Source organism: Pseudomonas sp. LAIL14HWK12:I1 (genome assembly GCF_003202095.1).
Lineage (GTDB): Bacteria > Pseudomonadota > Gammaproteobacteria > Pseudomonadales > Pseudomonadaceae > Aquipseudomonas > Aquipseudomonas monteilii.
Genome location: NZ_QJKG01000002.1, coordinates 825,721 through 839,405 on the forward strand (window position 1 = coordinate 825,721; position 13,685 = coordinate 839,405).

At 61.2% G+C, this 13,685-nt stretch carries 11 protein-coding genes; all 11 read left to right on the top strand.

The features are described 5' to 3' along the window. Positions 1–36 precede the first annotated feature (36 nt). The 11 genes from D906_RS08735 (at position 37) to D906_RS08785 (ending at position 13,622) form a co-directional block, all read left to right on the top strand. Positions 37–3,099, top strand: coding sequence for a type IV secretion system protein IcmB/DotO (locus D906_RS08735; RefSeq protein ID WP_019097477.1), 3,063 nt, complete (start codon positions 37–39; stop codon positions 3,097–3,099). A gap of 11 nt (positions 3,100–3,110) precedes the next feature. Beyond that, positions 3,111–6,044, top strand: a complete 2,934-nt coding sequence (locus D906_RS08740; RefSeq protein ID WP_027614896.1) for a type IV secretion protein DotL — start codon at positions 3,111–3,113, stop codon at positions 6,042–6,044. Positions 6,045–6,161: 117 nt separating this feature from the next. Then, positions 6,162–6,779, top strand: coding sequence for a hypothetical protein (locus D906_RS08745; RefSeq protein ID WP_019097475.1), 618 nt, complete (start codon positions 6,162–6,164; stop codon positions 6,777–6,779). A 2-nt stretch (positions 6,780–6,781) separates the two neighbouring features. Further along, a complete protein-coding gene (locus D906_RS08750; RefSeq protein WP_019097474.1) occupies positions 6,782–7,306 on the top strand; it encodes a transglycosylase SLT domain-containing protein in 525 nt (174 codons plus the stop codon). Between the two features lie 59 nt (positions 7,307–7,365). After that, positions 7,366–7,866, top strand: coding sequence for a DotD/TraH family lipoprotein (locus D906_RS08755; RefSeq protein ID WP_232062836.1), 501 nt, complete (start codon positions 7,366–7,368; stop codon positions 7,864–7,866). A gap of 14 nt (positions 7,867–7,880) precedes the next feature. Continuing rightward, positions 7,881–8,825, top strand: coding sequence for a type IV secretory system conjugative DNA transfer family protein (locus D906_RS08760; RefSeq protein ID WP_232062834.1), 945 nt, complete (start codon positions 7,881–7,883; stop codon positions 8,823–8,825). Next, a complete protein-coding gene (locus D906_RS08765; RefSeq protein ID WP_019097471.1) occupies positions 8,822–10,021 on the top strand; it encodes an ATPase, T2SS/T4P/T4SS family in 1,200 nt (399 codons plus the stop codon). The genes D906_RS08760 and D906_RS08765 overlap by 4 nt, the downstream gene beginning before the upstream one ends. A gap of 102 nt (positions 10,022–10,123) precedes the next feature. After that, positions 10,124–10,342 carry a hypothetical protein gene (locus D906_RS08770; RefSeq protein ID WP_019097470.1) on the top strand — a complete coding sequence of 73 codons (219 nt, stop codon included), beginning with the start codon at positions 10,124–10,126 and terminating at the stop codon, positions 10,340–10,342. A gap of 49 nt (positions 10,343–10,391) precedes the next feature. Next, entirely contained in the window at positions 10,392–11,702 is a 1,311-nt protein-coding gene (locus D906_RS08775; RefSeq protein WP_027614897.1) for a hypothetical protein, read from the top strand. 132 nt (positions 11,703–11,834) lie between these two features. Beyond that, positions 11,835–12,812, top strand: a complete 978-nt coding sequence (locus D906_RS08780; RefSeq protein ID WP_025754295.1) for a hypothetical protein — start codon at positions 11,835–11,837, stop codon at positions 12,810–12,812. A 12-nt stretch (positions 12,813–12,824) separates the two neighbouring features. Beyond that, the gene (locus tag D906_RS08785; protein ID WP_019097466.1) at positions 12,825–13,622 is read left to right on the top strand and encodes a hypothetical protein; all 798 of its coding nucleotides are present in this window, start codon (positions 12,825–12,827) and stop codon (positions 13,620–13,622) included. The last annotated feature ends 63 nt before the right edge of the window (positions 13,623–13,685 follow it).

Below are 13,685 nucleotides of genomic sequence, written 5' to 3' on the forward strand. Positions count from 1 at the left end.
TCGCCGTTGAGCACGTTATCAAGGGAGAACAAGGACATGTTTAACAAACTCGAGGCGGTGATCCTGACGGTTCTGAGCCAGCTCAAGGCCGACGTGCAGGACTATTGCGACCTTGAAACGGTCGATGGCGGGCAATCCATCGTCGCCAACGACGGTTCGCTGGCGTCCATCGTGCGCTTCAACGGCACCAAGAGCGTACTGGGGCGTGAGCAGTTCGAACGGCTTGTCAGCCTGTTGGAGGCCTCACTTTCCGTGTACTTCAAGGTGCGCGGCCATCACCTGCAGATCGTTTTCAGCCGCGACCTGGATGCCACTGCGCCACTGGAGCAGAACGCCCAGCAGCAGGCGGCCACCGCCGAACGGCTTAACCTGAACGTCCGACACCTGATCAATGAGGGTGTCAGCAAGTATGCACAGTATGTGTATGACGAAGAGTGCTACCTGGTGTTCTGGTCGCGGCCCGCACTGCTTGACCAGACCGAAAGGGCAATGGCCCGCGAGGCCCTGAACGAGTTCAGGAAGGCGTCGGAGTGGCCGGCCACTGCGGATGCGCAAAACCTGCTGCGTCCCATTTCCTACCTCAAGGACCGCCATCTTTCTTTCGTTACCAAAATTTCCGAGGATCTGACGTCCCCCGAATTCGGCTGCTCGGTGGATGTACTCGACGTCAGCGAAGCGATCCGCGCCATCCGCGCCAAGGTTAACCCCGATATCACGCCGCGTACCTGGAAGCCCTATATTCCAGGCAGCCCCATTCCCATGCGCTGGAAAACCAGCAAGCGCGGTGGCGACATGTCGGAGTTCATGTACCCGACGCTGCCCAGCCAGATCATGGTTACCTCGGCTGAAATCGGCAGTGGCGAGCGCACCAGTCTGCTGCCAGACCCTACCAGCGTACGGGTAGGCTCGCGTGTGTATGCGCCTTTGCTGATGTCGATTCCGCCGGCAGAACCGCAATATTTCAACACCTTGTTCAACAGCCTCAACCGCGCCGAAACCCAGGAAAACGGGGTGTCGAGGGCCTTGCCATACTCGGTTTCGATCATGCTGTCTTCCGATGGCATGAGCGTGCTGGCCTGGAAGAGCCTGTTCGCCCAGTTGCTGTCGGTAACGTCCGAGCAGAACCGCAACATCAACCTGGCCACCAAGGAGCTGCGTGAACGGGTGCGCGACGGTGAGTGCATGGTCAAGCTGCAGGTTGCCGCGATGACCTGGGCCAGCCCGGACGAGAAGGGTGTGAAGGAGCTTGCACTGCGCAAGTCGAAGCTGTGGCGCACGCTGGAGGCGTGGGGGCAGCCGGTGTTCATCGAGCGCACGGGCAACCCGATGCAGGCGTTCCAGTCCAACTGCCTGGCCTTGACCACCAAGCACCTGGGTGACCCTGCCGCCGCCCCGCTGGGCGATGCCGTGGCCATGCTGCCGCTGACCCGGCCGGCTTCGCCGTTCCAGGAAGGTTCGACCATCTACCGTAGCCTGGACGGGAAGATCCTCAAGTACCAGCGCTTCTCGTCGCAGCAGACCACCTGGATCACCCTGATCGCCGGCAAACCGGGTTCGGGCAAGTCGGTGCTGATGAACAACAACCACTTCGAGTCCTGCCTGATGCCTGGCCTGACCGGCCTGCCCTACATCGGCATTACCGACATCGGTATTTCCTCGTCCGGCTTCTGTGACCTGGTGCGCGACAACCTGCCGCCACGGCTTCATCACCTGGTGGTGTACAAACGTTTGCAGAACGCCAGGAAGGACTGCATCAACCCGCTGGATACCCCGTTGGGCCAGCGCTACCCGCTGCCGAAGGACCGTGAGTTCAACAAGAACTTCTTGACCATCCTGGTAACGCCGCCCGAGCGTGAGAAGCCCTATGAGGGCATGAGCAACTTCGTCGGCCGCATGGTCGACCTGGCATACCGGCGCAAGGACGACAAGATCGAGCGGGCCAGCCCGGAAACCTACAAGCCGGGGCACAACGATGTGGTGGACACTGCCGTGGCGCAGCTTGGATACCGCATTCTGCCGGCGACCACCTACTGGGAGCTGGTCGATGCGATGTTCGACGCCGGCATGGTCTACGAGGCCGAGGTCACCCAGCGCTACGCAGTGCCGACCCTCAACGACTTGGTGGCAGTCGCATCGACCGAAGAGGTTCGCGCCGAATACGAAGGCTCCGGCGAGGTCGGGCGTAGCCTGGTTGACGCGTTCATCCTCGGTATTCGTGAGGCTGTCGGCGACTTCCCGGTGTTCTCCGATCACACCCGCTTCGATGTAGGCAGTGCCCGCATCGTGGCGCTCGACCTGCAGGACGTTGCGCTGCAAGGTTCTGCGTCGGCCAAGAAGCAGACGGCCTTGATGTACATGATCGCCCGCCAGTGCTTCATGAAGAAGGTGGCGTTCTCGAAGGAAGACTTCCCGTTCTTCACCGAAAAATACCTGCCGTTCTATGAGCGCCTGGTGGCGGACCTGGTGGATGAATACAAGGTCATGTGCATGGACGAATTCCACAAGACCGGTGGCCACGTGGGCCTGCAGGAACAAATGCAGACCGACGGCCGTGAGGCCCGTAAGTGGAACATGGAGATCATCCTGGCCTCCCAGCTGATGGAAGACTTTGGCCAACTCACCAAGATCGCCACCGCCACCTTCATCCTCGACTCGGGGACCAAGGAAACCCGCGACTGGCTGAGGAAGAACATCGGCCTGTCCGACACCGAAGAACATGCGCTGGTCAACTTCGTCCACGGTGCCAACAAGCACGGCTGTACCTTCCTGGCGCGGTTCGAAACCAAGAACGCCACCTACAGCCAGCTGTTCACCATGTCGGCCGGGCCGATGCGCTTGTGGGCACTGACCACCACCGCCGAAGACCGCAAGCTGCGCACCATGCTCTACGAGCATATGCCACGCCCCGATGCGCTCGCGTTGCTGGCCCGCCGCTTCCCGTCGGGTGGCTGCAAGGACATGGTGGAGCGGCTCAAGCGCGAGACGTTCAAGGACGTCGAGTTCGTCGATGACGACATGGAGCAGTCCGTGATTGCGCGCATCGCCAAGGATCTGGTCGCTGACTACATCAGCGCCAGTGCATACGAAGACGTAGTGTAAGGGAGTGACAGATGGCTCAGTACAAGGGCGCATCCCGTCAGCATGAAGTCAGCAGCAGCCGGCGGCGCAAAGATACGCGCCTGGCTGGGCAGCGCTTCAGTGATTTTTTCCAGTCTGCTGACGGCGCAGTCTTCGGCACGTTCGCGCTGCCGATCCTGGCGCTGATTTCGATCAAGGTGCCCTTTTCGGGTGAGCTGCTGTTGCTCTTGGCCTGGGCGTTCAAGCGCAAGTTCGTTGATGTGGACAATCGTGCATTCGACTTTCCTTATCGGGTACCCAAGCTGGCGGACGTCAACGACGGCTCGTACAAAGGCAAGAAGAAAGGCGAGGGCGTGACCCTGTTCGGCAATGACCTGGAGACCCGGGAGCAGATCTACGCCGGCGACAGCGACCTGAGGACGCACCAGCTGGTACTGGGCACCACCGGCTCCGGCAAGCCGCAACCCAAGCACGCCAAGGTGCTCACCCCGAAGGGCTGGGTGCAGATGGGGCAGATAAAGGTCGGGGACAGTGTATGCACGCCCGACGGCAAGCAGGCGGCAGTACTGCGGGTGATCGAGCAGGGTATCCAGCCGATCTGGACAGTTGCCACGCGCGACGGCCGCCGGGCCCAGTCCACCGGTGACCACCTGTGGCGGGTACTTACCCGCGGCCAGGACGGCAGCGAAGAAGCGCACACGGTGACCACCGATGCCATCCGCGAGCTGATGGGGCGTGGCGTGGTGGTGATGCTCCCCAAGGTGCGCAAGAAGCGTGGCTCTGCCAAATTCAACGGCTGGGTCGAGGTGTGGAAGGTGACGGCTGCCGGTCAGGCGCCTTGCCAGTGCATCGAGATCGACCACCCGCACCACCTTTACATCACTGACGACAGCCTGGTTACCCACAACACCGAGCTGCTGCTCGGCATCGTGTTCAACGCACTGGTGCAGAACACAGGCTTCATCTATGTCGACGGCAAGGGCGACCCCAAGCTACAGAAGGAGATCTTCCGCCTGTCCCGTTACCTGGGGCGCGAAGATGACCTGCTGATCATCAACTTCATCACCTCCGGCCGCGACTTTGTGGAAAAGCAGGTCGACAAGGTGACCAACAACATGAACATGATGGGGAACACCTCGTCGGGCATGTTGATCGAGCTGATCGTATCGCTGATGGACGACTCGGGCGGTGGCGGCGATATGTGGAAGGGGCGGGCGATCATGTTCGTGGCAGCCTTGACGCGGCCGCTGACCTACCTGCGTGACAAGGGTCACATCAATTTGTCGCCCGAGAAGTACCTGGAGTACTTCGAGCTGAACGTGATCGAAGAGCTGGTGTGGGAGCACGGCGGCAAGTACGGCGAGATGTTCGATGTGATCGTCGCCCCGCTGCGTTCTTACCTGCTGACGCTGCCGGGCTACCAGAAAGCCAAGTACAAGCAGCAGGAAACCAAGACCCTGGAGCAACACGGCTACATCGTCATGCAGCTGGGGCGGATCTTCAACGACCTGACCTTCAACTACGGGCACATCTTCAAGACCCGCGTCGGCGATGTCGATTTCTATGACGTAGTGATCAACCGCAGGCTGCTGGTGGTACTGCTGCCAGCGCTGGAGCGTGCCCCGGACAGCATGCGCATGCTCGGCAAGATGATCGTCGGCAGCATCAAGCAAATGATGGCCGGCTGCCTGGGCAACCGGGTGGAGGGTGTGGTGCGCGAAATCATCGACAGCCGACCGACCGGGTCGAAGTTCCCGTTCTATACCATCCTGGACGAATACGGCTATTACGCCGTGGTCGGCTTTGCCGTGGCGCCAGCTCAGGCGCGTAGCCTGGGCTTCAGCGTCACCTTCGCCGCGCAGGACTTCTCCTCGCTGAAGAAATCCAGCGCCGAAGAGGCGGATGCCACCTGGGAAAACACCAACATCCGCGCCGTCGGGCGCTTGACCTCGGGGACCGAGTCGGAAACCTGGCGACGCGTGCAGGGCGCGGCCGCCGAGTCTTCACAGGCCATGCTGGGCAACTTCGAACGTATTGCGGGTAACGAAAAGCTCAGGCAGTCGGACAACATTGCCATCGAGCAACGCAGCCGGCTGAACTACGACGACGTCGCCATGCAGGAAAACGGCGAGTTCACCTTCCTGGTCGGCAAGAAATCGCAGAATGGGCAAACCGGCGGGGTTGCCCTTATCCGGGGCATGGGCTTCTACACCGCCGGGCCGGCACCGAAAGAAATGCGCATCAACGATTTCATTCCGGTCGAGCCGCCCGAGCCGTCGGACCTTCCGCAAAACAGGCAGTCGCGCCAGGTATTTGTGGACAGCCTGAAAGACGGCTCGTTCGCCAGGCGGGTGCGGGCGGTGGTGAAAGGGGATCCTGTGTTCGCGCGCATGCACAGTGCGTTTGAACACAATTATGCAGACCCGGACCGGCCGCTGCTGGGGCGGCTGGACACGTCGTTCGCCGTGCTTGGCGCTTACCTGACTGGCGAACTGAAAAAACCGACTGCTCCTGCACCGCTGCCGCAGAAGCAGGTGCCGGAGACGGTGCCCGCTGCCCCCGCCGTTGCAGTGCAGGAGAATCCGGCAGGCCCGGCTGCGATCCACGCCAGCCTGCTGGCTGTGGCTGACCTGATCGTCGGGAACATGACTGCGCCCGTGGCGCCGGCGGTTGCTGCTGCAGAGGCGCCTGCGCTGGATGATGAGTGGGCCCGTGAGCTGGCCATCGTCATGCCGCAGCAACTGCTCGACATGCAGGTGATGGCGGCCGGTGAAGGGTTTGCATCGCTGTCGGACAAATGGGCGGCCGAGGAGCGGATCAAGGAAGTCTGCGATGCCATTGCCCGCGAAACGGCCTATCACGTATCGCCTGAACCTGAGCCGCAGGATGTGGCGGGTATGCGTAAGCGGCTGAGTGACCTGCAAGCGCAATGCCGGGCAATGATGAAGGATCGACCAGGCGAATAGCCGTCTGGCCCCTCGTCCACTGGTCGGAAGTGGATATAAGTAGCTGTCATAAATTGACGACGATAGATATCTAACAGATAATCAGAAACTAGAATTTTTGCATGCCAGGGTGATGTGATGGGGTTGTTCGATTCAGGGAAGAAGGCCGCAAAGTTCGCGTTCATCACCATGCCGATGGCGGCGCTGGGCGTGAACCAGTTGCGCATGGGCAACCAGCACATCAAGTCGCTGTGGCGGTCGAACTTCAGCCCCACCTGCCCTGAGTGCGAGCGGGGCATCCTGCTCAAGACCGAGGGCGGCCATCAGGAGCTGGAGCAGAGCCCGGCAGGCAAGATGCGAGTGCTGCACAGTTGGGGTTGCAACCATTGCGACTTTGCCTTGTTCGAAGAGGACGATGTCAGGAAGGTCCGTGAACATGCTGCGCGCTACCGCAACGAGCGGGTGAAAGCGCAGCTGACGACCATCGAACGGGACGAGATCGACCGTATCGCACGCAACCACAAGCTGCATTCCAGGGCGTTTTTCATTGCCAGCTTGTTCGCCGTTGCCGGGTTCGTGTACATGCTGGCGACCGGCGCAGGCATCATGATCGCCCTCAACTGGTTGTCGATTGGTTTTGCGCTGTGGGTATTCGGCATGAAGAAGTCCTACCGCAGCTGGCAGGTCTCGACGGGGCAGCTGTTTGTCGAAGGCGCGTTCTGGTTCTGGTTCCAGCATCAGAAATGGATCATCTGAGCATGATGCGCAACAGGCTCCAATGGCCAGTCGCGTTGCTCGCGCTGTGGTCTGCTCAGGCGCTGGCCGATGACTTCTATGCGGTGCGCCCGGCCGATATCGATTGCGTGGTCCAGGCCGCCCAGCGCCAGGGTGTGCCGGCCAACGTGCTGCTTGCCATCTCCAGCAAGGAAAGCGGCAAGAACGGGCAAAGCGTGTCGAACAGCAACGGCACCTTCGACCTTGGCCACTTCCAGATCAACACCACCCACTGGGGGCCCAAGGGCGTGTTCGCCTCGTACCCGGCCATTACCAAATCCGATGTCGCCTGGCGCGGCTGCTACAACGCGGAGCTGGCGGCCTGGTTGCTGCGCCAGAAACTTGCCGAAAACAATGGCCAGGACTTCTGGACACGCGCTGCCAACTATCACTCGCGGACCCGCAAATACAACGACATCTACAAGAAAGACCTGATCCCGCTGGCGGTGAAATGGGGCAAGTACCTCGAACGGCAACGCCATGACCGGCTGGTGGTGAGCTACCAGTAACGGGCCGCCGCAGGCCCCGGCACAGGGTCGATCAGAATGACAACTTCAGGAGTTTTTACATGAAAGGAATGCTCATGGGTGTTCGCGGCTGCAAAGCTGGCAGCGTGCTGCTGGCGCTGGTCGCATTGGGGGGCTGTGCAAGCTCGGCCAAGCCGACCACGGAAGACACCGAGGCGTTTGCCAGCCGGATCATCGCAGACAAGGTGTCGGTGGCGGTCAACTCGCAACACAACTACGTTTCGCGGCTGAATGCTGACCGGGTGCAGGCCGCCTCACGGCAGGCTGCGGTCGATACCGACCAGGTGGATATCGACTTCATCGGCAAGCCGCAGGAGTTGCTGCAGACTTTTGCCAGCCGTTACGGCTATGCCTATGTCGAGAGCGGCAAGCGTGTAGACCTCAAGCCCATCAACGTGTGGGTACGCAAGGCCACCCCGATCAACGTGCTCAAGGATGTCGGTGCACAGATCGACACCGGTGCCGACGTGGTGCTCGACAAGAGCACCAACACCCTGCGCCTGATCTACAAACCGGTGCCATTGGCGCTGGGGAGGGGCTGAACATGGCGATGGACATGCCCCCGATGACCCTGGAGGACGCCGAGCGCCTCTATGACAAGCCCGCCTACGTTCAGCAGCAGGGTGACAGCGGCGATGCCAGGTCGGCTGTCGAAGCCATGCGGGAAGAGAAGAACCAGGCCTCGGCGGCGCGCGGCGAGGCCATTCTGGATGCTGCATTGCAGGTGGGCGTGAAGGCGGGCCTGGCCTGGCAGCTTACCAATATCAACAAGGCGCTGAAGTTGCGCGAGCGCGAGTTCGATACGGTCTACGACTTCAGCAGCCTGATGATCCAGGACCGCGTGGTGCCACCGGTAATTACCGAGGCGCGCCACCTGTACAACCAGGACGGTAACTACACGTTGCGGCTCTCCGGCGCCGCCTACAAGATCGAGTCGCAGGCACGCTTTTCTTCCGTTCCGCCAAGCTGGCGCGAATACCTGAGCTTCCCACTGCCCACTTTCGATCGCACATCACTGGTTTCTGCGCTGGTGCCGCGCTCTGATGAAGAAGAAAAGGTGTGGAAACTGGCTGTGCGTGAAGGCTGGAAGCAAGGTGTCGAGCAGGCAAACCTGATGCTGACCTACGGCTTCGACCGAATGAACCGCGATATCGATGGCATGCGCCGTTTCAGTGAGTTTGCCCGCCACGGCCAGGTCACCCTGCCGATTATCTCCGGTGCCTCGATCCCGGTTACCAAGGAAGGGCGCTCGATGGCGGTAGATGAAACCCTGCTGCGCATCACGGCGCTGCCCGACTTCAATGACAACATGAATGTGTGGCGCAGCTCGATTGCCACCTCCACCACTGCCGACCCGGTGCGCCGTGCTGTGCCAACCCGGGCAACCAGCCCGACGCCGTCGCCCGCCGCTTACCCTCAGCCTGCGGCTGCCAAGGCATTTGCGGCACCGGGTGGGAGTGGCTTGCGCGCCCAGCCTGGCGCTGAAGGCGGGGCGCAATGAAGCAGGACTTCCACGATGACGTGATGATGCTGGAACCGGGCGCGCTGATTGAGCGCCTGGAACGGCTGACCAGCTACGAAGACCCGTTTCGCTTCGACCGCGCCGACCAGTTCAAGGCGATGATGCTGGAAACCCTGACCCATGGCGTCAGCGACATCTTCATCCAGCCTGCGCTGCCGGTGGTGGTGAAGAAGTACGGGCGCTTGTATGCAGTCACCCGGCGTGCGCTCGATGTCGGGGAAGTCAACGAACTGCTGAAGATGGCGGCCAACCGCGACACCGCCACCACCGATATCGTCTCCGGCACGGCGGTCAACGAGCGGTATGAGTTGTTCGACCCTCAACGCAAGGACGCCCGAGGGGCTCGCCTGCGTTACGCCTACCGGGTGAACGCTTCGCCCATCGCCTGCCATGGTGATACGTCCTGCCAGATCGTCATCCGGGCCATTCCTGATGATCCGCCACGCATCCAGGATGTTGGCCTGAGCGAGGACATCGTCAGGATGGCGACGCCGCGCGATGGCATAGTCTATGTGGCCGGGGCTACCGGCCATGGCAAGACCACGACGTTCGCCGCCATCAACCGCTTCATCCTGGAAAACGAAACGCCGATCAAGGGCAACCTGATCAGCCATGAAGAGCCGATCGAATTCACCTACGACAAGATCCAGAGCAAGCATTCGATCTTCGTGCAGTCGCAGATTCCTACGCACTTCAAGGATTTCTACCGGGCGAACCGCGAGGCCATGCGGCGTGCGCCGGGTCTGTGCGTGATTGGCGAGTTGCGTGACCAGGAAACCATCCGCGCGGCGGTGGAGTTGTCGCTCACGGGGCACCCGGTGTTTGGCACGGTCCACGCCAAGGATGTGGCGGCCATCATGCGCCGGATGATTTCCCGCTTCCCCGAGCAGGAGCGGGCGACCGCCATCTATGACCTGGTCGACACCAGCCGTTTCATGATGGCGCAGAAACTGGTGCCAACGGTGGATGGCAAGCGCACCGCTGCGCGCTCATGGTTGAGGTTTACCGAGCAGGTGCGTGACACCTTGATGGACCTGACCGACATGGGGCGTGTGACCCAGCGGGTCGCCGAGTTCGTGCGGGATGAAGGGCATACCTTCGCGGCCGAAGCAGACCGCCTGCTGGCGGCAGGCTTGATCACAGAAGCGACTGCCCGCGATCTGCGCCACGGCTGAGCCGGCGCATTCAGGTGGTGGCTGTCAAAGCGAATTTAGGGAGAGGTTATGGCAACAGGTCGGTATCACTGGAGCAGATGTGCTCCACCCGCACGGTTCTTCGTGATCAACGCGAGCGCCGCCCTGCCTTGGTTGACGTTGTTGCTGGTGCCGTCGTTGTGGAAGTTTCTGCTGCCGCTGGCCTTGGTCATGACGGGCGGGCTGGTCTACATCGAGGTGGTCAGGAAGATGACCGTGCGGGCTGTCGTTCGTCAGGTCGCGGTGTTCATGGTGGGGCGCGTGCGCACCACGCACAACATCCTCAAAGAGCTGGTCAGGTAGGGCAGTCATGACCGGTAAATATCTTTGTGGCGGCGAGAGGAGGCATTGAATGAAGCAGCAAGGAGGCGGGCAAAAGAGTTTCACCTGGGATGACCCGGCCATATTGCTTGGGATCATCGCGGTGCTTTACCTGGGTGGGTGGGGTGCCTGGTATTTTGCCCACGAAAAGATTTCCGCCACCTACACCTACATTCGTTATGTGGAACTCTGGTTGCCGAGCGTGCTGGGCGATGTTGCAGAAATCCCGGGTGTTTCCTCGATCAGTGAATGGGTCGGGCGCATGTGTGCGCCTGACGGTATCGTCGGCGCGTGCCAGCGCGACTTTTCCAGGGTGGCGTGGGGCGAAATCACGTCCTCTTCGCTGCTCATGAACGGGTTCTTGCTGGTGTTCATGGTGATTTTCTCGATCCGCATGTTCATGCGTATCAACAAGACCCACCCCAAGCTCAGGTTCACCAGGACGCACAACATCCAGAGCTATGTGCAAGAGAACAAGGTGCAGTACCCGCACCTGCGGATGTTCGCCGAACTCGACCTGATCGCCCAGCCGCTGGATCACCCGGTATTCGGCATGTCACAGACCTCTCGCCAGTTTGCCTATGAGCATCTGTTGATCAGTGGCTGGCAGGCGCAGCCTGACCGAAGCTGGGCGCCGACCCTCGACCGCGAGAAGGCCACGGACGTGATGCGCCAACAGCTGGGCCAGCACTGGACCCGGGTTGGCAACCTGTCGCCGGCAGAAACCCTGCTGGTGGCAATCGCACTGCCACGGGTGGTCGCCACGGACACGTCGCTGGACGACAGTGCCTTCAAGGCGGCGATGGCTGACAGCAACGACATGATTGCGTGGTGCTGGGACCAGTTCAAGGCACCTTCGGGCAAGGGGGCAGGTTCTGCTGAGCCTTATGCATGGCTGAAGCCTGACATACCGCTGGAGAAGCCGAGGGCAATCATCCAGAAATACATCAAACACCCCAATGCCAGTGCGATCCTGCATGCTCACGCGTTCGTCAGGACCATCATCTTCGCCATGTTCTTCCAGGCCCGGCGCCTGGGGGTGCTGCCGCCTGCCGAGATGCGCTGGCTGCGATTCTTCGACCGGGACATGTGGTACGCCCTGCAAACGATCGGGCGCCAAGCTGGGTTCCCCGAGGCGCCGGGCATCCTGTCGCACTTCCTCTATGAGTGCAAGGCGGGCGTATCGCTGGCGGAGCCTCAGCTGGACAAGGCAGTCAATGGCCTTGAGCTGGCCATGTCGGCATACAAGTACTCCGACGCGGACAAGAAGCGCTATGAGGACTTGCAGCAGCAAAGGCATGCCTCGGCTGAGGCGGCGGCGCGCGATGCAGGGCCGTCATGAAGCGTTGATTTCTAGCTAATGGGCGATCACCCAAGGCCATCTAGAAGATGGCCTTTTTTTATTTTTTGGTGCCTTTTTCTACATTCTTGTTAGAATACGGTCGTATTGGATTCTTAATAAGGACATCGAGCCATGAAAGGTGTGATTGCAAGACCTATTGCCGTGCTGGCGGCGCTTGCGGCGGGGGTTTCAGTCGCCCATGCCGCCCCCACGCAAACGGCAGATCTCTCGTCTTTCATCACCGCTCAAGCTGCTGCGCCAGCGGCCCCGGCCCAGCAGGAACTCGATGACCTGACCGCGCAGCGGGTGTCGCGCTATGGCCGTATCGTCAATGCCCGCCCTGTCGGCCTGGGTGGCTTGACCGCCTGGACCGTGGAGAAGAACGGCCACCAGGTGGTGCTGTTCAGCACCCCGGACTCTGCGGTGCTGTTCACCGGCGTAGCCTGGAATGCGGAAACGGGCACCAACATCTCCGACGCCTTCCTGCCGGGTGCTGCCCAGGCAGCAAGCCCTCTTTCAGCATCTCCTCCAGTGGCTGCCGCGGCGGCCGCACCTGTCGCGCCGATGATGTCGCCGGTTGCCGCGCCGAATGTGCGCGAGGCCGCAGCCATGGACGGTAGCTTCAAAGGGGCTATCCCCGAGTCGATGAAGACAGTTGACACCCTGGCTGGGGTCAAGGAAGGCAAGGGCGGCATTGGCGATACCGTCTACATCATCATCGACCCGCGCTGCCCGTACTGCCGCGAGACGTACAACTTAACAAGGGCTTACGCGGCAAAGGGCCACTCCATCAAGTGGATTCCGTCCGCTGCGCTGGGCAACCCGGCCGATGGCGTGCCGCTCGCCGCCACGATCCTGCAGGCCAAGGACCAGAAAACGCTTGCGCGGGTGCTGGGCAAACATGAGCAGATCCGCTCCGAGCCAACACCGGAAACAGTTGAGCATCTCAGCACCAACCTGGCGTTCCTGTTTGCCGCATTCGAAAACAACGGCAAGGAACAGGCGGGTGTGCCGGCTGCCTTCTTCATCGATCACCGTACAGGGAAGCCAAGGATGATGACGGGCCTTTCGCAGGCCGTCGTACTTGAAGACATCTTTGGAAAACTTTAAGGAGCAAAGTACATGAAAGCCAAAGCGCCGAACTTCGAGTTCGATCCCAGCATTCGCATCTTCGGTTCGGGCGAGCACTTGCTGGTGGTGTTCGACAGCCAATGCCCCAACGATGTATTGCGTGCAACGCGGACGGTGCGCATTCCCAAGGGGTTCCAGCAGTTGACCCTGGTGGTTGGCGGTTTCGACATGGCTGAAGACGACGGCCATCAGCGTCTGTTGAAGGGCAGCGTCAGCCTGGCAATCCAGGACGAAGCTGGCGTGCAGGCGAACCACGAGTTGGCCGCTCTGCAGCTGGTGTTCCATGCCGAAGCCGATCGCAAGGGCGCGCTGGCCCCGCACATTGATCCGGCGCTGGTCGCCTACACCGTGCGTCAGGCGCTTTCGGAATGCTTGAACGAGGCACTTAACAGTTACTTCCAGCGCGACGAAGCCGAACGGATGGTCGTGCTGCCTGAGGCCTCCCAGCCTGTTGCGGTGGGTGCGTCGCAGTATGCTGCTGCAGCCCCCCAGCCGTCGCGCAAAGCCATGCGCGAGCAGGCCGCCAGTGATGCTGCACGGCAGGCCAGGTCGCGCCGGCGCAAGACGGCTTTGGCTTGGCTTGTCCCTCCATTAGTCGTGGTTGCGGTCATGGCGACCCTGTCTAACCTTGCTTCCTCTCGGTCGCCGATTGAAAATGCTGTCGCGCAGCAGATGGCGAACGACCCGGAGTCGATCAAGGCGCAGGTGGAGCTGACCAAGCAGACACTTCAGTCCATGGGCCTTGACCCAGGTCAGGGGGGTGATCTCGGGTGCCTGGCGCCGCAATGATTACCTGCTCCCATCCCCAAGGAAGCCTTCGGCTGCTGTTCTGCTTGAGCGGGGTGTTTGCTC